General features: G+C 35.2%; 23 protein-coding genes. 6 read left to right on the top strand and 17 right to left on the bottom strand.

Translation table 11 applies throughout. The features are described 5' to 3' along the window. Positions 1 to 79 precede the first annotated feature (79 nt). The 4 genes from NsoK4_RS02385 to ilvB are packed head-to-tail and all read right to left on the bottom strand — an operon-like array spanning position 80 to position 4,823. Complete coding sequence (locus NsoK4_RS02385) at positions 80 to 1,093, bottom strand: isocitrate/isopropylmalate dehydrogenase family protein (RefSeq protein ID WP_211687790.1); 1,014 nt, start codon at positions 1,091 to 1,093, stop codon at positions 80 to 82. A gap of 32 nt (positions 1,094 to 1,125) precedes the next feature. Further along, entirely contained in the window at positions 1,126 to 2,643 is a 1,518-nt protein-coding gene (locus tag NsoK4_RS02380; protein ID WP_211687789.1) for a 2-isopropylmalate synthase, read from the bottom strand. Continuing rightward, positions 2,640 to 3,125, bottom strand: a complete 486-nt coding sequence (gene ilvN, locus NsoK4_RS02375) for an acetolactate synthase small subunit (protein WP_211687788.1) — start codon at positions 3,123 to 3,125, stop codon at positions 2,640 to 2,642. The genes NsoK4_RS02380 and ilvN overlap by 4 nt, the downstream gene beginning before the upstream one ends. Before the next feature lie 9 nt (positions 3,126 to 3,134). Beyond that, complete coding sequence (ilvB, locus tag NsoK4_RS02370; RefSeq protein WP_211687787.1) at positions 3,135 to 4,823, bottom strand: biosynthetic-type acetolactate synthase large subunit; 1,689 nt, start codon at positions 4,821 to 4,823, stop codon at positions 3,135 to 3,137. A gap of 232 nt (positions 4,824 to 5,055) precedes the next feature. On the opposite strand from ilvB, the gene NsoK4_RS02365 reads away from it, so the two are divergent. Continuing rightward, positions 5,056 to 5,460, top strand: a complete 405-nt coding sequence (locus NsoK4_RS02365) for a nuclear transport factor 2 family protein (RefSeq protein WP_211687786.1) — start codon at positions 5,056 to 5,058, stop codon at positions 5,458 to 5,460. Between the two features lies 1 nt (position 5,461). Here NsoK4_RS02365 and lsrF read toward each other — a convergent pair whose 3' ends face one another. The 3 genes from lsrF to NsoK4_RS02350 are packed head-to-tail and all read right to left on the bottom strand — an operon-like array spanning position 5,462 to position 7,766. Next, entirely contained in the window at positions 5,462 to 6,358 is an 897-nt protein-coding gene (gene lsrF, locus NsoK4_RS02360) for a 3-hydroxy-5-phosphonooxypentane-2,4-dione thiolase (protein WP_211687785.1), read from the bottom strand. Between the two features lie 44 nt (positions 6,359 to 6,402). Further along, complete coding sequence (locus tag NsoK4_RS02355) at positions 6,403 to 7,431, bottom strand: zinc-dependent dehydrogenase (RefSeq protein WP_211687784.1); 1,029 nt, start codon at positions 7,429 to 7,431, stop codon at positions 6,403 to 6,405. 41 nt (positions 7,432 to 7,472) lie between these two features. Continuing rightward, complete coding sequence (locus tag NsoK4_RS02350) at positions 7,473 to 7,766, bottom strand: V-type ATP synthase subunit F (protein ID WP_211687783.1); 294 nt, start codon at positions 7,764 to 7,766, stop codon at positions 7,473 to 7,475. An 89-nt stretch (positions 7,767 to 7,855) separates the two neighbouring features. Here NsoK4_RS02350 and NsoK4_RS02345 point away from each other — a divergent pair, with 89 nt between their 5' ends. Next, positions 7,856 to 8,161 carry a hypothetical protein gene (locus NsoK4_RS02345; RefSeq protein WP_211687782.1) on the top strand — a complete coding sequence of 102 codons (306 nt, stop codon included), beginning with the start codon at positions 7,856 to 7,858 and terminating at the stop codon, positions 8,159 to 8,161. On the opposite strand, the gene NsoK4_RS02340 is transcribed toward NsoK4_RS02345, so the two are convergent. After that, positions 8,158 to 8,409 carry a hypothetical protein gene (locus NsoK4_RS02340; RefSeq protein WP_211687781.1) on the bottom strand — a complete coding sequence of 84 codons (252 nt, stop codon included), beginning with the start codon at positions 8,407 to 8,409 and terminating at the stop codon, positions 8,158 to 8,160. The genes NsoK4_RS02345 and NsoK4_RS02340 overlap by 4 nt on opposite strands. 45 nt (positions 8,410 to 8,454) lie before the next feature. After that, a complete protein-coding gene (locus tag NsoK4_RS02335; protein WP_211687780.1) occupies positions 8,455 to 8,757 on the bottom strand; it encodes a hypothetical protein in 303 nt (100 codons plus the stop codon). 34 nt (positions 8,758 to 8,791) lie between these two features. On the opposite strand from NsoK4_RS02335, the gene NsoK4_RS02330 reads away from it, so the two are divergent. Then, positions 8,792 to 9,541, top strand: a complete 750-nt coding sequence (locus NsoK4_RS02330; RefSeq protein ID WP_211687779.1) for a metallophosphoesterase — start codon at positions 8,792 to 8,794, stop codon at positions 9,539 to 9,541. A 15-nt stretch (positions 9,542 to 9,556) separates the two neighbouring features. Here NsoK4_RS02330 and carB read toward each other — a convergent pair whose 3' ends face one another. The 5 genes from carB to NsoK4_RS02305 form a co-directional block, all read right to left on the bottom strand. After that, positions 9,557 to 12,799 (bottom strand): carbamoyl-phosphate synthase (glutamine-hydrolyzing) large subunit, encoded by a 3,243-nt coding sequence (carB, locus tag NsoK4_RS02325; RefSeq protein ID WP_211687778.1) that lies wholly within the window; start codon positions 12,797 to 12,799, stop codon positions 9,557 to 9,559. Positions 12,800 to 12,804: 5 nt separating this feature from the next. Next, positions 12,805 to 13,869 carry a glutamine-hydrolyzing carbamoyl-phosphate synthase small subunit gene (gene carA, locus NsoK4_RS02320; RefSeq protein ID WP_249111207.1) on the bottom strand — a complete coding sequence of 355 codons (1,065 nt, stop codon included), beginning with the start codon at positions 13,867 to 13,869 and terminating at the stop codon, positions 12,805 to 12,807. A gap of 152 nt (positions 13,870 to 14,021) precedes the next feature. Next, positions 14,022 to 15,218, bottom strand: coding sequence for an AAA family ATPase (locus NsoK4_RS02315; RefSeq protein WP_211687776.1), 1,197 nt, complete (start codon positions 15,216 to 15,218; stop codon positions 14,022 to 14,024). Next, positions 15,219 to 15,710 carry a hypothetical protein gene (locus NsoK4_RS02310; RefSeq protein WP_211687775.1) on the bottom strand — a complete coding sequence of 164 codons (492 nt, stop codon included), beginning with the start codon at positions 15,708 to 15,710 and terminating at the stop codon, positions 15,219 to 15,221. It abuts the gene before it with no gap. After that, on the bottom strand, positions 15,707 to 16,261 hold the full coding sequence (locus tag NsoK4_RS02305) for a hypothetical protein (protein ID WP_211687774.1): 555 nt from the start codon (positions 16,259 to 16,261) through the stop codon (positions 15,707 to 15,709). The genes NsoK4_RS02310 and NsoK4_RS02305 overlap by 4 nt, the downstream gene beginning before the upstream one ends. A gap of 159 nt (positions 16,262 to 16,420) precedes the next feature. Here NsoK4_RS02305 and NsoK4_RS02300 point away from each other — a divergent pair, with 159 nt between their 5' ends. Both NsoK4_RS02300 and NsoK4_RS02295 read left to right on the top strand, forming a co-directional pair. Continuing rightward, positions 16,421 to 17,581: a TrmB family transcriptional regulator gene (locus NsoK4_RS02300; protein ID WP_211687773.1), complete on the top strand. Its 1,161-nt coding sequence runs from the start codon at positions 16,421 to 16,423 to the stop codon at positions 17,579 to 17,581. A 27-nt stretch (positions 17,582 to 17,608) separates the two neighbouring features. Next, positions 17,609 to 18,061, top strand: a complete 453-nt coding sequence (locus NsoK4_RS02295; protein WP_211688822.1) for a RidA family protein — start codon at positions 17,609 to 17,611, stop codon at positions 18,059 to 18,061. A gap of 28 nt (positions 18,062 to 18,089) precedes the next feature. Here NsoK4_RS02295 and NsoK4_RS02290 read toward each other — a convergent pair whose 3' ends face one another. Together NsoK4_RS02290 and NsoK4_RS02285 are read right to left on the bottom strand one after the other, a co-directional pair. Further along, positions 18,090 to 19,181, bottom strand: a complete 1,092-nt coding sequence (locus tag NsoK4_RS02290) for a DHHA1 domain-containing protein (protein ID WP_211687772.1) — start codon at positions 19,179 to 19,181, stop codon at positions 18,090 to 18,092. A 43-nt stretch (positions 19,182 to 19,224) separates the two neighbouring features. Beyond that, positions 19,225 to 19,422: a hypothetical protein gene (locus NsoK4_RS02285; RefSeq protein ID WP_211687771.1), complete on the bottom strand. Its 198-nt coding sequence runs from the start codon at positions 19,420 to 19,422 to the stop codon at positions 19,225 to 19,227. A 117-nt stretch (positions 19,423 to 19,539) separates the two neighbouring features. Between NsoK4_RS02285 and NsoK4_RS02280 the strand changes: the two genes are divergently transcribed. After that, positions 19,540 to 20,703 carry a citrate synthase gene (locus NsoK4_RS02280; protein WP_211687770.1) on the top strand — a complete coding sequence of 388 codons (1,164 nt, stop codon included), beginning with the start codon at positions 19,540 to 19,542 and terminating at the stop codon, positions 20,701 to 20,703. Here the strand turns inward: NsoK4_RS02280 and NsoK4_RS02275 are convergent, their stop codons facing one another. Beyond that, positions 20,704 to 20,964 carry an HECT domain-containing protein gene (locus tag NsoK4_RS02275; protein ID WP_249111112.1) on the bottom strand — a complete coding sequence of 87 codons (261 nt, stop codon included), beginning with the start codon at positions 20,962 to 20,964 and terminating at the stop codon, positions 20,704 to 20,706. Positions 20,965 to 20,970: the final 6 nt, after the last annotated feature.

The following is a 20,970-nucleotide window of genomic DNA, read 5'->3' as shown; positions in this document are numbered from 1 at the left end:
AATGTGAATCCAAGCCAGGAAATTTTTTCATGGATTTTTAAAACACAGAAAAAGATGCATGAAGAATATATAGATAGCATTAAAGGGCCTTAGTGATCTCTTGAGTGAACTCACGAGTTGTTTTATCACCGCCAATGTCTTTGGTTTTAACACCTGTTTTTACCAAATCAAATAGGGTAGATTCTAATTTTTGCCCAACATCATAGCATTTCGAATCATCATGTTTTTTTCCTAACCAATCCAGCATCATCTTGATTGAAAGTAAGAACGACGAAGGGTTTGCAATGTTTTGTCCTGCAATGTCAAATGCAGCACCATGTACGGGTTCAAACAATGCAAATTTATCCCCAATATTCGCAGCTGGTGCCATTCCCAAACCACCTACAACTTGAGAAGATTCATCAGATAAGATATCACCAAATAGGTTGGTAGTTACAATAACATCAAATTGATCTGGTTGTCTAATCAAATTCATAGCACATGCATCAACATACATTTGTTCAAATATCACGTCAGGAAATTCTTTTGAAATATCAGTACATGCTTTGGCAAACATACCATCAGTTACACGCATGACATTTGATTTGTGAACACAAGTAACTTTTTTCATTGAATCACGCTGAATTGCAGTCTCAAAAGCATATTTTGCAATTCTTTTAGATGCAGCTTCAGAGATTATTCGTAATGCCACAGAGGAATTGCCAAGACTGAATTCATTTCCAGCGTATAGATCCTCAGTGTTTTCCCTGACAATTACCATATCAATATCATCACGTAATGCAGGCATATGCGGATATGATTTTGCAGGTCGGATGTTTGCATACAAATCAAGCATTCTGCGTAAAACAACAATTACATCTGCAGCAGATTCACCAACAGGGGCCTTCATGCATGCATCAGATGATTTTATAGCATCAACTGTTTCATCAGGCAATGCCTTGCCTGTTTCTTTAAGTGCCTTATCACCAGCTGATAACTTTGTAACTTCAAATTTCAAGCCAAGTTTATCATGAATTGTATCTAGTACAGAAATTGCTGAGTCAGATAATTCAGGTCCAATTCCATCACCAGTAATTAATGAGATTTTATACATGACATTACACCATTATAAGAGGATTTTAGGATTTAGCTTACCTGTTTTTCTTGCAGCATTTTTTTGAGCATGATTCTATTAATAGCATCAATTACTGCCTTGACTGAGGTAGTCACAATATCCTCACCTACAGATTTTGCAGAAACTTTGTTTCCTAGTGCATCTTCAACTTTTACTGTAACTTCACACAAAGCAGAAGAACCGCCAGAAATAGAAGCTAATCCATAATCTTTGATTCTTATCTCTGAAATCTTTCCAGTGATCTTTTGTATTGCATTTAGTGCTGCATCTACAGGTCCCACACCATAATCGGTTCCAATATGATCTTGCCCATCAATGTTTAATTTGACAAATGCATAAGGCATCGTTCCAATACCTGTTGAAACTGAAAATCCAGTCAATTGAACAATTCTTTTGAGGTCTTTTTCACCCATTACGTCACTTGCAATTGATAACAACTCTACATCAGTGAGTTGTTTACCTTGATCACCTATTATTTTGACCTTATCTAAGATTTGTTTGGATTGTTCTTCAGTGGGTTTGATTCCATATTCTGCAAGCATGGCATTCATTCCGTGAACACCGGCATGTTTTCCAACTTGAAGCCATCTTTTTCTTCCAACCAATTCAGGACTAATTGGTTCGTATGTTAGAGGATTACTCAATACACCATGTGTATGAATTCCCGATTCATGACCAAAAGCATTAGCACCAACAATTGCCTTGTTTGGTTGGACTATGATACCCACAGTCTTTGAGATAAATCGTGAAACATCATAAATTAATTCAGATTTGATATTAGTTTCGTATTTTTGCTCATAAGGCAAACATTTCAATGCCATGGAAAGTTCTTCCAAAGATGCATTTCCTGCACGTTCACCAATTCCATTTATTGTTACATGTGCACATGATGCACCAGCATGAATCCCAGCTAATGAATTTGCAACAGCTAATCCAAAATCATTATGACAATGAACACTTACTGGAAGATTTGTTGCTTCAACTGTATCTCTAGTAATTTCTGCCATATATTCAGGAGTAGAATAGCCCACAGTATCAGGAATATTTACTCTATCAGCCCCTGCTTTTGCTACCTCACCAAAAACTTTTTTCAAAAATTCTCTTTCGGTTCTTGAAGCATCTTCAGCAGAAAACTCTACTTGCAAACCATGAGATTTGCCATATTCTACTGCCTCAATTGCTTTTTCAAGTGCTTGATCACGTGTCATTTGGAGTTTGTGTTCTAAGTGAATGTCAGATGTTGCAATGAAAGTATGAATATAATTTAAGCCAGCATCAATTGCAGCATCAATATCTTTTTTGATAGTTCGTGTCAATCCTGCAATTTCACAAGATAATCCTTCACTAGTAATCATCTTGACTGATTTGAATTCACCATCTGAAATTACTGGAAAACCAGCTTCGATTGCATCAACACCTAACTCATCAAGTTTTTTTGCAATAGATAATTTCTGATCTGGAGATAAAGAAACACCAATGGTTTGCTCACCATCTCTTAATGTTGTGTCAAAGATTCTAATCTTTCTCATTCTGCACCACTCCTCTGCAAAGCTGCAACACCAGTTCTTGCAACATCAATTATTCCAAAGGGGGAAGCTAATTCCTCAAATGCCTTGATTTGATCAGGAGTTGCAGTAAGTTCTACCATGATAGAGTCTTTTTTCACATCATGTACTTTGGCGCCATATGCATTTGCCAATTTGTTAATTTCCATACTATCATTAGCATTACTCAGTTTAATCTTAAAAATACTCAGTTCTCGATATACTGTTTTGTGCTCATCTAATTTTTTGACCTCTACAGTATCAATCATTTTATCAAGTTGTTTTACAATCTGTTCAATCTGTTTTTCATCACCATATGTGGTAATTGTCATTCTAGAGTATTCAGGGTTTTCAGTGACACCTACCGAAATGCTATCAATATTGAAATTTCTTGATCTAAAAAGATGGGTTACCTTAAACAAGATCCCAGGTTTATTTTCAACTAAAATAGAAAGGATTGCCCACATGATTAACCACTATGAGGGAAGTATCATGTCCGAAAGTGAAGTTCCAGGAGCTACAAATGGGAGTACATCTTCTTCAGGATCAATTGGAATATCAATTACTGTAGCAACATCACTGTTTAATGCAGTTTTGATTGCTTTGTCTAATTCATCCATTGATTGTGCACGAATTCCTTGTGCACCATATGATTCAGCTAATTTAACATAATCAGGACATTTTCCTTGGTCAACACCAATCATTCTTCGATCATAGAAAGTTCTTTGCCACTGTGCAACCATACCTAAAGTAAAGTTATTCAACAAGAAAACTATTACGGGTATATCTTCAAGCACTGCGGTAGCAAGTGAGTTTTCTGTCATGCTAAAGCTTCCATCACCTGCAATGTCAACTACAGGAACATCTGGTTTTGCCACTTTAGCACCAATTGCTGCAGGAAATCCCCAACCCATAGTTCCAAGTCCAGTTGAACTAAAGAAAGTTCCAGGTTGAATTACATCATAAAACAAAGATGCCCACATTTGATGCTGTCCCACTTCAGTAGTGACAATAGATTCAGGAGGTAATAATTCTCTAAGCTTTCTTAATATTTTTGCTGCACCCATTTCTCCAGGATGTAGCTTCAAGTTTTCTTTCCAATATTGTTTAGTTTCTTTAACATGTTTTAGCCATGGTGTTTCTTGAGATTTTTTAGTTGCTTTTTGCAACAACATCTTTACCATAATTCGTAATGATGCACGTACATCACCTACCACTGCAATTTGTGTTGTCTGATTCTTACCAATCTCTGCAGGGTCTACGTCCATGTGAATTATTTTGAGCCTCTTTTCAAATTCTTCAAAAGTTCCAACAGATCTATCAGAGAATCTAGTACCTATAGCCAAGACGCAATCCGCTTCAGACATTATTTTATTTGCTTCAGCATGACCATGCATTCCAATTGGTCCTAAGGATAATGGATGATTTTCAGGAAATGCACCTTTACCTTTGAAAGTAGTAACTACAGGAATCATCAGAAATTCTGCAACAGCTTGTAATTCTGCAAATGCAGACGAAATAATAGCTCCACCTCCTGCAAGAATCACAGGTTTTTGTGCATGAAGTAACATCTCAATTGCTCTTTCAACATTTACAATGTCAGGATCAGTCCATGGATGGTATCCACGAATTTTAAATTCATCAGGAAAAACCATTTCAGATTCATTTTGCTGAACATCTTTTGGAATGTCAATTAAGACAGGTCCTGGTCTTCCAGTTTCTGCAATAAAGAATCCTTTCTTAACAACTTCTGGGACTTCAGAAGCAGTTCTTGGTTGAAATGCATATTTTACAACAGGATTAGCCATTCCAATAATATCACTTTCTTGAAATGCATCACGCCCAATCATTGCCACAGGTACTTGTCCAGTAACTGCAACCATTGGAGCAGAATCTGCCTGAGCAGTGGCAATCCCAGTTAAGATATTAGTTGCGCCAGGTCCCGAAGTAGCAAAACACACTCCAGGTTTTCTGCTGACTCTACCAAATCCATCAGCCATATGAGCTGCAGATTGTTCATGTCTAACCAAAATATGTCTAATATCACATCTTGCAAATTCATCATACATTGGAAGATTTGCACCCCCCGGTAATCCAAATACTTGTTTGACGCCTTCTTTTTCCATGGCAGTCATCAATGCTTTTGCACCAATCATAGTTTCCATTTAATTCACCAAATTTTTCTCCATAATTTTAATGTGTGAAAATTTTGAGTGCACTACAGCACAGGACCTACCAGCACAATGACTTGTTTTTTTGGCATATCTACACTCAACTAAATTCAAAAATTACAAGCCGATAATTACTAATAAAGATTCTCAGAAAAAATACAGTTGTTTTTGAGGAAAATCATCCAGAAGGTTTAAACTCAATATTTTCACATCACGAATAGAGATTTTGTCAGACAATGAAGAAATTATCAAAGTAATAGAATTATTATTTGAGGCTGGTAAAACTAAAGATTTTTCACATCTTAGAGAAATTCATCTTAACGATCCAAAATTTTCTAGTTTTAGTGATTTACCCCCATATGATCTAAAAGACTTTCAAACCACAATGGAGCTTGAAGAATTAAAATTTGTAAGCATATCAGATTATGATTATCAAATAAAAAATCCAAAAATTAGCATTTATGGAGATACCGCAGTAGTTGCAATGGAAATAAATCAAAAAGGAATGTTAGTAGATACAAAAGCATACACTGGAGAACACATATCAATTGATGGTAGAGCCACATTTGTTTTAGTAAAACAACCAACGTGGAAAATTGCACATATCCACTTATCAAAAATTCACAGTTAGATTATTGTTTGTTTTGTTTATTTTGGTTCTTGTTTTGACTAGGTTTTTTGCCTTTTGATTTGTTTTGGTTCTTGTTTTGATTAGGTTTTTTGCCTTTTGATTTTTTTGATTTTTCTTCGTTTGCAAGTTTTTGATATAATTTGAAGGCTTGATCTACATTTGCATTACCATGAACTATGTATCTTACTGCTCTAATCATTGCAACTGGGTGTTCTGATTGCCAGATGTTTCTTCCCATATCAACACCCACTGCACCACCTTTGATTGCATTATAGGTTAATTGTAATGCATCTCTTTCAGGAATCTTCTTTCCGCCTGCAACAATAATAGGAACGGGACATGATTGGACCACTTTTTCAAAGTTGTCACAGTAATAGGTCTTGACAATATGTGCGCCCTGTTCTGCAGCAACTCTGCATGCAAGTGACAAATATCTTGCATCCTTACCAAGTTCTTTTCCAACAGCAGTAACAGCTAATACTGGAAGTCCATATTTTTCAGCCTCACTCACAAGTTTTCCAAGATTTACGATTGTTTGGTACTCATATTTTGAACCAACAAAAATAGACATTGCCAATGCACTAGCATTTAGTCTAATTGCATCTTCAATACTAACGGTGATATCTTCTTGAGACAAGTCCTCACCAATAATACTAGAGCCACCTGAAACCCTCAGAACCATAGGAGTGTTAGTAGTTGCAGGAACAGATGTCCTTTGAACACCACGTGTTAACATCAAGGAATCACAGTGTTTTAGCAAAGGTGCAATGACTTTTTTTGGCACTTCTAATTTTTCGGTAGGGCCTAAAAAGTAGCCATGATCTACGGCTAACATCAATGCACGATTATTTTGTGGTTTAATAATACTTGAAATTCTGTTTTTTAATCCCCAATCCATATCTCTTCTTTTTTGAAAAAAAGAAATCCCTTCTTAAGCCTTTCTTATTTAGTGATGATAATTTTCATGGCATTTTCTCCGCTTCTAGCATGTTCAAATGCTTTTTGCGAATCTAGTATAGGATAGGTATGAGTTACAAGTTGTTTTACGTCAATTTGGCCAGAGTCAATTAATTTCAATGCTTCTTTTGTATCAGCATCAGAAGCAGCATAGCTAGTTACAAGAGTAATTTCTTTAGAATAGATTTTGCTCATATCCATATCGATTGTTGCACCTTTTGAAGGAACACCAAACATCATCACTGCACCTCCTTTTCTTACCATGTCAATTGCATCATCAAGTGCTTTCAAACTACTTGTTGCAACAATTGCAACATCTACACCTCTACCGTCCGTATGCTCTAAGATTTTCTGTTTTCTATTTTCATCAGAGGATGAAATAGATTCAGTGATATTGAATTTTTTGGCAAAATCCAATCTAAAGTCATTTACATCAAAGCAAAATATTTTTGAGAATTTTTTTGCTTTTGCTATCATCACATGCATCATTCCAGTAGGACCAACACCAAAAATTGCAGCAGAGTCGCCTTCTTGAAAAGAATACTTTGTCCAGGCCCTAACACAACACGCCAAAGGCTCTATCATTGCAGCTTCCTTAAAAGTCATAGATTCAGGAAGTTTTAGAACACCGCCATGAGAAACATTCCATTCAGGAACTACATATTCTTCAGACAATCCACATGGTGAAAGATTTGTTTCATAGTATTTTTTACACATTGTTTCATTTCCATGATTGCACATATGACAGTCATAGCATGGTACATGATGATGAGTAAATACACGATCGCCTTTTTTGAATTCAGTTACTTTAGATCCAACATCAACAACAATACCAGCAGGTTCATGGCCTAACCTCATTGATGGTTGTCCATATTGTCCAAAAACTTTTTCCAAATCAGAACCACAAATTCCACAAGCATGCATCTCTACTAAGATATCACCAGAATTCAGAACAGGTTTCTGTGTCTCATCTATTGAGATTACCGAAGGTTCCCTAACGGTTGCAGTTTTCATGTCAGGATATCAGAAAACAGAGTATAAGTAGATTAAAGAGACTAAACGCCAAGAATCTTTTTGAGCATTACACGATAATCGACTTCAGTTTTTTCACTACCAGTTGCAGGCAATGCAAACACTAATGTAGATTTTTCTGCTCGTAGTGCAGTCAATTCATCATTGATAGATTCAGTGATATCATCACTTACAAGAACCAGACCAACATCAGAATCATCGGTAAGTCTTTTAATTTCATCCAAAGCCTTCTGAGGATTTTCAGATATAACACCAGGAACTCCTGCCAATTGGAAGCTTGTTACAAATGATTTACTGCCTACAGTGAAGATCTTCACAATTGAAAATTTTGTGCCTACCAATTTAACCCTTTTTGGCAGGTTGAAATTCAGGAAAGATTGATTTAGTTTAAAAAATCCATTTAGTCATGGCAGAAATCGATACTCAAAAAGATGTCTATCTATTTTTGCATGGAAAAATGGACATGCGAGAAAAAGCAGTAAATGCCCTAGTTTCAAAAGGGTTTTCTCAAGAAAAGATCACTATGGCACTACCTAACAAAGTAGGAAATGCCGGAGACTACATGGCAATGCTTTGGATGCCACCCAATCCAGATCATATCAAAATTCAACAAATAACAAAAGTTGAACAAGTAGAACCTGAGGGCATGATTGGACTTTGGAAAGGTGTTTCAAAGGAGGACATAGACACAATCCCACTAGGGATAGATTAGCTGAATCCTGCACCAAACTGTCCTCCTTTTTCAAGAGGATCCCCAGAATCAGAATTTTTTAATTTTCTGTAAAGTAATGTTTCATAAACGAGTTTCATTGCATCTTCATCATTTAAGTTACAATCAGATATAATTTGGTTCTTATATTTTTCTAAAATATTAGAATCTTCTTCATCAATGGAAACATTATCATGTATCATCAGATTTGCAATTTTTTCAATTTCTTCATTGTATTTGGATTCATCCATAGTAATCAATTATTTTTCTAGTTATTAACCAATTCGAATCAGTCATTACAAATCAGAAATCAAACCAGAAATAAAATCACTGAATTCATCATCAGAAAACACAATTGTTTCAAATTGATTTTCTTTCTTTGCAATTTTAAGAGAATCCAAATGATAACATGTATTTTTTCCATTTAGATTTCCAAAATAATATCCAGGACAAGAACAATATTCAGATTCAGGATCAATCCAATATTCTTCACCCAAACCAACAACTGTCCAAATCTTTCTTTGGCTAGGCTCAAAAACATGTAATTTAATACGTTTTTGAGACACAATAGAATCAATTTTCTCCGAACCCTTGTTCACAAGAATTTAATCCAAAGTCTATTGTATATCTTTGATGCCACAAATACGAATCATCCCATCAAAACCAGCATTAATTTTGCAAGGAAACGAAAAGAATCTCATCATAACTGATGTACATATAGGGTTTGAAAATAGTATGGCGTCAAATGAGATTTTCATTGGGAAAAATTCCTCAATTAATGAAACTATTGAGGAAGTTTCTAAAATAATAGATTCTGAAAAGCCAGATTCAGTAATTTTACTAGGCGATGTTAAATCCAGCATCAAAAACATATCAAAAAGTGAATGGGATGAAGTGCCATTATTTTTTGAGAAAATTAGTCAAAAATGTAGTGTTGTGTTGATTCCAGGAAATCATGATGCAAATATCCAAAGACTAGTTCCAGAAGGAATCTCAATGATTAGCTCCACAGGAATGGTTGAAGAAAATATCTTACTTACCCATGGACACACAATGCCATCAGAAAACTTTTCACATGTAGATAAAATCATCATGGGGCATGTACATCCAGTATTTTTTGATGAAGAGTCCATATTAAATGGACAAAGGGTTTGGGTGTCATTAAAGACTGAGAAACAAAATATTTTTCCAAATAAAACAGGAGAGATTGAAATTATAATCGTTCCATCATTTAACAAATATTTTTATGCAACACACAAAAGAAAATACAAAAAGTCAATTTCACCAATAATTGAAAAGATCAAAAATATTTCATCTGCAAGGATAATCACATTGGATGGAACGATAATCGGGAATGAATCAATGATTAATCAGGTTTTGTGATTAAATTTTTTGGGTTTACTCTATCGGATCATATGGTTCAATAGGATCTTTAGTTGTTTCATTATTTTTGAGCCACTCTAATGTTTTTACAAAAGAATCTGCAAGTTCCATAGTAGTCAAAACAGGTATGCCAAGTTCTAGGGATTTTCTTCTAATTTGGTATTCATCATCAAGCATTCCAACATACTTTTCCAAAGTAGAAGTACTTGGTATGTTTATGATAAAATCAATCTTTCTCTCATAAAGTAAATCTGAGATGTTTGGTTTTCTTTCAGGTTCAGAAATTTTGTGAACTACCTGAACTTGGCCAATTTTTTCTTCAAAGAATTCTGCAGTATGTTCAGTTGCCAATATTTGGAATCCAAGGTTTTTGAGTTTTGCAATTGTTGGAAGCAGTTTTTCTTTGTTTTGTGCACCTCCAACAGTTACAAGTGCAGTTCCTTTACTTGGAAGATTGTATCCAACAGAAGTCAAACCTTTTGCCAATGCATCATAAAAGCTGTTTCCAAAGCATGCAGCTTCTCCAGTAGATTGCATTTCTACACCTAATGCAATATCTGCACCTTCTAGTTGCATAAAGGAAAACTGAGGCACCTTGATTCCAAAATTAGGAATCTTTTGCCATTTGTTTTCAGGGATTTTAGGCAATGGTTTGCCCAAAATGGCCTTTGATGCTAAAGAAATCAGATTAGTCTTTACAAGTTTTGAAACAAAGGGCATTGAACGTGATGCTCGGATGTTTAGCTCAATTACATAGACATGTTCATCATGAATCAAAAATTGCAAGTTAAATGGTCCTTTAATATTAAATGTGATTGCAATCTTTTTTGTATATTCTGTAATTGTTTCAATTATTTTATTACTTAGACGCCATGGTGGAATACACATCATAGCGTCGCCAGAATGAACGCCGGCACTGTCAATATGTTCAACGATTGCACCAATGACAACTTCTTTTCCATTACTAATTCCATCAACGTCAACTTCAAGTGAATTGAGCATGAATTTTGAAATTACAACAGGATGATCAGGAGACACATCAGTTGCTTCTTTTACATATGTCTTTAGTTCGTCTTGTGACCACACTACTTTCATTGCAGCACCAGACAAAACATAAGAGGGTCTAACAATTACTGGGAATCCCACTTCTTGTGCAAAAGATTTTGCTTCGTTAAGATTTGAAAATGCCTGCCATCTTGGCTGTTGAATATGAAGTTTATCCAATTCAGCACTAAACTTTGAGCGGTCTTCAGCTCTGTCAACATCATGAGCACTAGTTCCCATGATATTGATTCCATGTTCTGCTAATCCAGGAGTTAAATTATTTGCAGTCTGACCACCAACACAAGTAATTACCCCTTTTGGATTTTCAAATTCAGCAATGTCAAGAATTCTTTCTTGAGTTAATTCTTCAAAATAAAGTCGAGTGCATATATCATAATCAGTTGAAACAGTTTCAGGATTACAATTTACTACAGAGACATTTTTTTCTCCATTTTCTTGCAGACCCCAAACCATATTTACAGTTCCCCAGTCAAATTCAACACTACTTCCAATCCGATAAGGACCTGCACCAATTACAATAATTCCTTGTTCATCTTTTGAAACTTCAATATCATTAGAGTTTCCACCATATGTAAGGTAGAGATAATTTGTTACTGCTGGCCATTCTGCTGCAAGAGTATCAATTTGTTTTACTGAAGGAATTACTCCTAATTTCTTTCGCAAATCACGTACAGAATCAGGAGTTTGATCTTTAGCACGAGCAATTTGCTTGTCTGCAAATCCCAACTGTTTAGATTTCCTCATTAGAGATTCGTTAAGTTCAGAAGACTTGAGTTCAGACTCCATCTCAACAATATTTTTAATTTTTTCAATGAACCATGGATCTATTGATGATAGTTTGTAAATCCTATCAACAGAAATCCCCATCTTTAGAGCAATTGCAACATTATACAAAATATGATCATCAGGATGAGATAGTTTTGCTTCGATTTCTTCTTCATCATATGTTTTACCATTTGTACGGTTTAGAACTAGACCGTCATTTCCAATATCTAACATTCGAATAGCCTTTTGTAAAGACTCTTCAAAGGTCCTACCAACTGCCATGACCTCACCTACAGATTTCATTGTAGGGCCAAGTCTTCTATTTACAAGTTCAAATTTTGAAAAATCCCATCGTGGATGTTTACAAACAATATAGTCAAGCGAAGGTTCAAAGCAGGCAGTAGTACTTTTTGTAATTCTGTTAACTAATTCTGATAAGTTATAGCCCAACCCAATTTTTGCCGACATGTATGCCAAGGGATACCCAGTAGCCTTGCTTGCAAGAGCAGAGGAACGTGAGAGTCTAGGATTGATTTCAATTGCAACAAATCTGTCAGAGTCAGAATCTAATGCATATTGAATATTACATTCACCTACAATTCCAACATGTTTCGTTGCACGTAATCCAGCTGAACGTAACATATGATATTCATGATTATCGATGGTTTGAGATGGGGCAACAACAATATTATCACCTGTGTGAACTTTCATGGAAAGCACATTTTCCATATTACAAACAATCACATTATTGCCATCATAATCTTGCATTATTTCATATTCAATCTGTTTCCAATGTCCAATGTATTCTTCAACTAAAACTTGCCCTACAAGAGATGCTTTGAGTCCCCTTTCAACAATCTCGTGTAATTCAATTTCATTATGTGCAACACCACCACCACGACCGCCAAGAGTATATGCAACTCTAATAATCACAGGATAGCGCAGTTCTTCTGCAACTTTTTTTGCATCCTCAAAATTCGTTACAGTCTTGCTGTTCAAAACAGGCACGCCTGCTTCTTTCATCGAATCTTTGAAAAGTTGCCTGTCTTCTGTTCTCTTGATTCCGTCAATTTGAGTTCCGAGAACTTTTACACCGTATTTTGACAGGATGTTTGATTCTTCTAGCGTAACACCACAATTGAGTGCAGTCTGTCCACCGTATGCCAACATAATACCATCAGGTCTTTCTTTTTCAACAATGGATGCAACATAATCAGGAGTTACTGGAAGAAGATAGACTCGATCAGCAAATCTCGTGTCAGTTTGGATAGTAGCAATGTTTGGGTTGATTAAAACACTTTTCAGACCGTCTTCACGAATTGCTTTGAGACATTGACTTCCTGAATAATCAAATTCACCAGCTTCGCCAATTTTAATTGCTCCACTTCCAAGTACCAGAATTTTCTTTAAGCATTCATTTTTTGGCAATTTTTTTATTTCTCCATTAACTGTTTTAATTTTTCAAAGACAAATTTACAATCATAAGGGCCTGGGGAAGCTTCAGGGTGAAACTGCACAGCAACACAATTTTGTTTTTTGTGTTTTATTCCCTCAACTGTTTTATCGTCTGCATTTGTAAACCATAATTCAAATTCAGAGTTTTTCAAAGATTCGGGAGTTATTCCATAACCATGGTTCTGGCTTGTTACATAAACTTGATTATTTTCCAAATTAACACAAGGTTTGTTTTGTCCCCTATGTCCATATTTTAGTTTGTAAGTTTCAGTATTTCCAGCTAAACCAATTATTTGTGCACCAAGGCAAATCCCAAGTGTCGGTACGTTGTTTTCAATTAGTTTTTTTGCAGTATCAATTGTTGCAGGACATTTTTCTGGATCACCGGGACCACTACTAAGTACAACACCTTTTGGGTTGTAAGACATTATTTTTTCAAAACTAGTATCCCATGGAAGTACAATGACTTTGTAACCAAGATCCCTTACATTTCGAATAATTGCATTTTTTGCACCAGTATCAATTACAACCACAGACTCTTTCTCATTGCCAAATACCTTTTCTTGTTTTGTAGAAACATAATCCATGAATTGTTCAGAATTATAATGAGTTGTAGATGCCAATTCTTTTTTGACTTTTTCAACATCGATTTCAGAATCAGACACCACTAGTGCAGCCATCATAACACCACTAGTTCTAAGCTTCTTAGTTAGAGCCCTAGTATCTATTCCAGATATGCCAGGAATTTTTTCATTGTACATCCACTCATCCAAAGTCATCTTAAGATTCCAATGACTGGCAGTAAGGGAAAGTTCATGAACAACTAAACCTCGGATTTGGATTTTATCAGATTCAAAGAATTTAGGAATACCGTCTTCATCTGTAATTTTAGGATCAGGTACTCCATAATTTCCTACCAAGGGATAGGTAAGCGTAAGGATTTGGCCATTGTATGAAGGATCAGTTAGTGCCTCAGTATACCCCACCATTCCAGTGTTAAAGACAATCTCACCAAACACAGTTGTAGAGTAACCAAAGCCCATTCCATCAAGAACAGTGCCATCATCAAAAATCAGTTTTCCAAACTTGTTTGCATAGTCAGATTTCTTTGTAGTAATTGTGACCCTCGACAAGTTCGAGGTATTGCGGATTTAAGTTTTTGGAAGGTTGATCGCAAAAATAGATAACAGATGTTCTATAATGCTCGGAATTCTTCACTCCATTTGTGATATGCACGGATCATTTCTGTTGAAACACTAGGTTTTCGTCTTGCCATGATATCTCTAAAGTCTGCAGTTACAAGTTCTCTTGGTTGTTGTGGTTGTGATTCTCCTTCAACAGGTTCATGATAGTCAGGAGAGTCAAATAGTTCATGTACTGTTTTAAGATGTGCTGCTTGACAAACATCTTTGATGTCACTTGCACTATACCCATCAAACATTCTTGCTAGTTCTCTAGAACTTACTCTAGAATCAAGTCTCAGATCTGTAGTATATTGATTGAAAAGACTTTCTCTTGCTTCTTGTGTTGGAAGAGACACATAGATTCTTTTTTGAAATCTCCTAAGGAAAGGCCAATCAAGACTCCAAGGTTTGTTAGTGGCACCAATAACATACATCATCAAGTCTTTTCCTTTACCGTTAACACCATCCATTTCAGTCAAGAATTGATTCTTAGTTCTAACTTCACCCCCAACCTCACTATTTCGTGAACCCAGTAGTGAATCTACTTCATCTACAAACAAAATCACGGGTTTGCCTTCTTTTTCGGCATATTTTCTTGCCATTCGAAATAATTTTGATACATTTTTTTCAGCTTCTCCTAACCATTTGCTCATCATAGAAGACGCATCCACATTGATGAAATAACCATCCATCTCACTTGCAGTAGCTGCTGCCAACATTGTTTTTCCTGTTCCAGGAGGCCCATAAAGCAACATTCCCTTTGGCCATCCAAGGGGAAACAAATCAGGTCTTTTTGTAGGATAAACAATTGATTCTCTTAGAGCACTTTTTGCATCCTCTAGCCCAACTACTTGGGTCCAACTAATGTTTGGTTTTTCTTTCATGACTAGTTCTTCAAAGTCATTTTCATCTTCTTGTCTTTGAACAGATGCCTTTTGTTCCTCAGGTGTTGCTTTTGGATCAACAGCAGGTTCAACTCCGTGAGTCTCCTGCAGTGCCTTGATTCTATTATGATAAGAATTGCATCTTTCTTTGTAAATTGGGTTTAGTTTGCTAGTGGGATAAAGTTGGAGTAATTTCACCAGCGCATCTATTGCATGCTGATAATTTGCAATGGCCATACCACGTGCGCCTTGTGAGTCAAATTTGATTGCGTCAGAGGCATATTTGCTTGCATTATTTTCTAATTCTTGGGGAGCTAAACTCATCTATATTACCTGCGCAGTTTCCTCTTGAGAATTTTGTTGGTATCCTATGGTGTTAATTTCTGTATCAAAATTTGTTAAATTAATTGAACTAGATTCTTCGTCAGATTCCTGACCATCAAAATCAGATTTATCAGAAATGTTAGCATACATGTCTTTTACCTTATTAATAGAATCTTCAGCAGAGATGATTAATTCAGATATCTCATCATCTAGGCCTTCAATGGATTGTGCAGATTCAGAGATTATAGATACAAAATGTTGCAAAATTGAACGTGTTTCTTTTTTTTCATCATATTTACACAGCAAAAAATTTGCCAATCCCAAAATTTTGTCAATATCTTGCAATTCTTCAAAAGAAAGTTTGTCAATATGAGCATCATCAGGAATATTAGACTGTGAAAGTTTTTTCTCTATTTTTTCAGACAGAGATTTTACATGTTCAATGTCTTTTGTAAAATCTCTTTTTTTATTCAAAATGTTCAAGCAGTTCATGCTTTAAAAAAATCAAGATTAGGGTACTGCTTATTTATTTTAGAGTCTACCATCAACTTTACTTCATCTAATAATATTGCAGACTCTTCATTTGATGTGCTAAAATCAAATCTAGCCTTAGTAAGAGTGGCAGAATCCAAAATGATACTACCTAGGTGTACAGACAACTCAGATAATTTTTGACTGCATTCAGGGAGAATCTCAAATAATTGAGCACTGATGGTCCTAATCATTGGAACTGCAGAAGGTAATTTCACAGGAATACTTGTAATTCCAGATATCATTTTTGCTCGTTTTTGAATTTGGGAAAGAATTTCTACGGAAAAGGTTATAGTTTTTTCAGTTTCTAATGCATTTTGCTGTAATTTATCTTCAACATCAAAGTCACTTAGGAAAATTTTGTTTGTTTTTTTGATTTCATTTTTTTTCTTTTTGAGAACATCAAGTATGTCACTGAGTAAAGTTGCAGAATAGTCCAATCTAGGTACAAGAGTTACATTTTGAACAATGTTAACAGAATTTGTTTCAGAGACACTACAGTTACACATCATAATGAAAATCAGTATTAAATTTTGTATTTCAGGACCGTGTCCCAAATTTCACAGTAACTGCAGTTACTATACACTGAAGATACAATTTTGAATTTTTTTGAGTATTTGTGCAAAGGAATTTAGCTTACAGTCTTACCTAAGAAGGAATCAAGTAAGCATATGGCAAATGAGCAATCACTTACAGTCAGCCTAGAGGAATTTGGGTTAAGCAAGTATGAGGCACAAGCATATGTCACTTTAGTCTCAAAAGGAACAATTTCTGCCAGTGAATTAGCATATTATTCAGAATTACCAAGAACAAAGGTTTATCCAACATTGCTAAAATTAGAAAAGAAAAAACTTGCCATGATTTCAAAAAGCAAGCCAATAATGTGTACTGCTATTTCACCCGAAGATGCCTTTGATTCAGTAGTGCAAGAACAGATTAACAAAGTAAATGCAATGAACACGCTTGTCTCAAACCTAAAAAGAGTGAGCGAGGAAAGCAGAAAATCAAGAGGTTCTGAAGAGAAGAGATATTTTCATCTAAATGCAAACAACGTATTAAATCAACTTAGAACAATGATTGAGGGTTCAAAGTCATCAATTCACATCATGGCAGATCAATGGGGTTTGGGATTACTTGCAGAATGCAGAGATCAACTTGTTTCTGTTTTGCGAAGAAATTTAGATCTTAAAATTCTGATCCCATCATCACAAATTGGTTCAGAATACTACAAGATAATTCCCGACAATGCCAAAATAAGAGCATCAGATGTCATTCAAAACTATTTCATTTTTGATGAAACAGAATTATTAATCATAAACAGTGATGACGGAAAAGGCGCAATGTTTTCATCAACAGATGTTTTAGGTACAAATCAAAGTAAAATTTTTACAAATATTTGGAGAAATGCAATAAAAACAGAATGTCTAGCAGACATGACAAAAACAGAAGCACAGGAAATTTACAAAATTATCAAGACAATAAATGAAAATGGATTAACCTACATTCTAAACACCACAATAACTTCAAAAAGAAATGAATTTGATATGGTAAAATTGTTAGAAAAATACGGAATTTCCCTAAAAACAAAGACATTAGACGAGGTTATTGAAATTGTAGATTCTGCCCTTCAAATAACATGTTCTGGACATGCAAATTTTGAGGCAAATAACAAAAACATCACCATCGAATCAAAACTAAACAGCGGGCATTCACTGCCATGGGTTTCAGTACTTGATGGATATTTACAAGTACAAGGATACAAAACCAGAATGATCTACCAAAACAGTTCAACAAAGGGCGAAAAAATACACATTAAAATTAGTAAAAACTAAAATCCCTCAGTATAATCAGAACCAATGTTGATTGAAGAAAAAATAGAACAGCTAGGAATCAAATTAAACGTACCACCAGCACCTGCGGGGTCTTATGTTCCAGTTGTCGTGGCAGGAAATTTTGCATATGTTTCAGGTCAAATTCCAATTGAAGATGGAAAACTTGCATTTACAGGAAAGGTTACTGATGATACCATAGAAACAGGACAAAAATCTGCAAGGTTATGTGTAATCAACATACTATCACAATTAAAAAAAGAATTGGGGGATTTGGAGAGAATTCAAAAATTTGTTAGACTAAATGGATTTGTTAATGCAGGTCCAGATTTTTCAGCACATCCAAAAGTTATCAACGGGGCATCAGATTTGCTTTTTGAGATTTTTGGTGAAAAAGGCAAACATTCAAGAATTGCAGTAGGAGTTTCAAATTTACCATTAAATTCTATGACCGAGATTGATGCAGTAGTTCAGATCAATTAGAAGTTAAGATACAATAAATTTTAAAGAGTTAATTCAGTTTTTTGTTAAATTCTGTTAGGAATTTTTTGATTTTGGGTTTTGGAATAACTGCACCACACGCTTTATCATGGCCACCACCAGAGCCACCAAGCTCTGTGGCTAAAACATTAACAATTTTTCCCAAGTGAACAGTACAATTTCTAGAACCACGAACAGAAACAGCGTATATACCATGATCAACTCTTTCTTTGTATGCTACGCCTACATCCTTTCCAGACAATCCAAGAACAAAATTTACAGCACCACTAGCTCCTGCATCGATGATTTCCATATGTCCAATATTCTTCATTGTCTTCATTCCTTTTTTGACTTTGGCAATCATTTGAGCGAGTTTCTCAACTTGAATTTGTGCAAATTCAAAAGTATTTGGAATTTCATGTGGGAATTTAGAATCAGCAAGTTCCTCTACAAGGTATAATAGGTAATCAGGATCTTTTTGATGACCAACTATATTGTATGTAAGCACGGTTGCGTTGATTAATGCAAATTGTCTATCATAAATCTGTAATAATTTAGAACCTACAGGTCTATCTTCCATATAATCAGTTATTGCAGCACAAGCTGCAATGAAAGAAGAATGATCAGATAATTTTGATTTGAATTTGTCATAGACTTGAACAGTTGTACATTCGTTGATGTCATGAATTAGTTTTACCTTTATTTTTTTGAGTTCTTTTACAATATCAGGATCAATATCATGATGATCAATATAGGTAACTGAAACTTTGTTTTTTCTCAATGTTTTCATCAATTCAACAAATTCATCTTGGTTTTTTTTGCTAAGACCCAAATCGCATATGTATAATGATTTTAGTTTTTCATCTGCTGCAACTTGTTGTATTGCTTCCATTTGCCCAGGATAATCAACTAAGATAGAGTCGCCACCAAATGCTTGTCTAATCAAAGCTGCAGAACTTATCCCATCTGCATCCTCTTTATGGGAAATGCAAACAACTTTGGTTTTTTTAGTGACTCTTTTTTTTGTGGTTTTTTTTACATGGGGTTTTTTCGTAGTCTTTTTAGCAATAGTCTTTTTTGTAGTCTTTTTTCTAGAAGGTTTTGTTGTTTTCTTGGTCACCATTATGGTCGATGAAATTACAAGCCCTCATTTAAACCAAAATGAGTTATTTTCTAGAATCACGGGTTTCTTGTTTGATACTTTGATTTGCCATTGAGTTGGAATTTACAAATGCATCATAAAATGAGATTCCATCTAGCTGAGTTTGAAGATCAACCTCTTGAATTTTTTTGAGTTCTTCATCAGATGCATTCAGTATCATCTGATCAAGTGTATGCAGCAATTCTCTTTCAGCTGGAGTCATTGTATTATGATTAAAAATCATCATTTATGACCCAGAGTTGTCAGATTAGACAAAATACTAAACTAATACACCTAGTTTCTTGCGAAAATATAATAGAAGATTTCATCTAGGCTCAATATGGAAACAAAAAACATTGGTTTGCGTGGAATAGAGGTAGCAGATACCAGAATTTCAAATATTGACGGCGAAAAAGGCAAGCTGATTTACAGAGGATATGATATTTTAGATCTTACAAAAAACTCAACATTTGAGGAGACTGCATACTTGCTTCTATACGATGATCTCCCAACAAAGGAGCAATTAGCAGAGTTTAATTCAAAATTGATAGATGCCAGATACATTCCAAAGCAAATGCAAAAGAACATGGGAAACTGGAGAAAAGATGCGGACCCGATGGATATGCTTCAGGCATTTGTTGCGGCTTTGGCAGGGTATTATGATGAAGAATTTGCAAACAAGAGTGCAAGTTATGATAGAGCAATCAATCTAATTGCAAAGATTCCAACGATCATTGCAAGTTGGCAGAGGATTAGAAATGGGTTAGAGATTGTGGATCCAGACCCATCTCTGAGTCATGCAGGGAATTTCCTATACATGATGTCTGGAGAAAGACCAGATCCGGAAGTTGAGAAGATTTTTGATGTTTGTTTAATTCTTCATGCTGATCATACATTTAACGCATCTACATTTACCGCAAGACAAGTTGCATCAACTAGAGCACATATGTACTCAGCAGCAAGCTCAGCTATTGGAGCTTTAAGCGGAGAGCTTCACGGAGGTGCCAACACAGAAGTTATGAAAATGCTTTTAGAAATTGGGGATTTAGACAAAGTAGAGCCATGGATTAAAGAACAAATGGCAAAAGGTGAAAGAATAATGGGAATGGGTCATGCAGTTTACAAAACGTATGATCCCAGAGCACAAGTTCTAAAAGAGATGTCAAGAAAACTTGCAGAAAAAACAGGGGACAAATGGTTTGAAATGACGGAAAGAGTAGAAACCACAACAATTAACGAAATGAAAAAACAAAAAGACAGAGATATTTATCCAAATGTAGATTTGTATAGTGCGTCAATTTACTATATGCTCAAGATTCCAGTTGATCTTAACACTCCAATCTTTGCAATTTCCAGAGTTGCAGGATGGGGAGCACACATAATTGAAGAAAAATTTGCAGAAGCTGCACCAAAACCAGCGTTGTACAGACCAAAGGCAGTATATGTTGGGAAGTATTGTGGACCTCAGGGTTGTGAATACAAGAAATTAGACTTGAGAAAATAATTAATTTCTGGTATTAAGCCACTCTTTGGCTTTAGAATTAACATCATGTTTATACAAGACTTCAAACACCATGTCATAAAACGTAATGCCTTTTTTCTGAGCTTGATCATCAAGCCATTTTATTCCATCTGCTAATTCAGGATCATATTCTGAAAATTCGACTAATTCATCAACCATTTTAGAAAAGAACGCATGAGATTCAAGCATATACACATCTTTCAATCTTTGATCATAAGTGGGGTATTCAAAATATATAGACAAAAAACC

Origin of the sequence: Nitrosopumilus sp. K4 (assembly GCF_018128925.1) — an archaeon.
Taxonomy (GTDB): Archaea; Thermoproteota; Nitrososphaeria; order Nitrososphaerales; family Nitrosopumilaceae; genus HKST03.
Note: the sequence above shows the minus strand (reverse complement) of the source record. Positions and strands in the feature narration are given on the sequence as shown.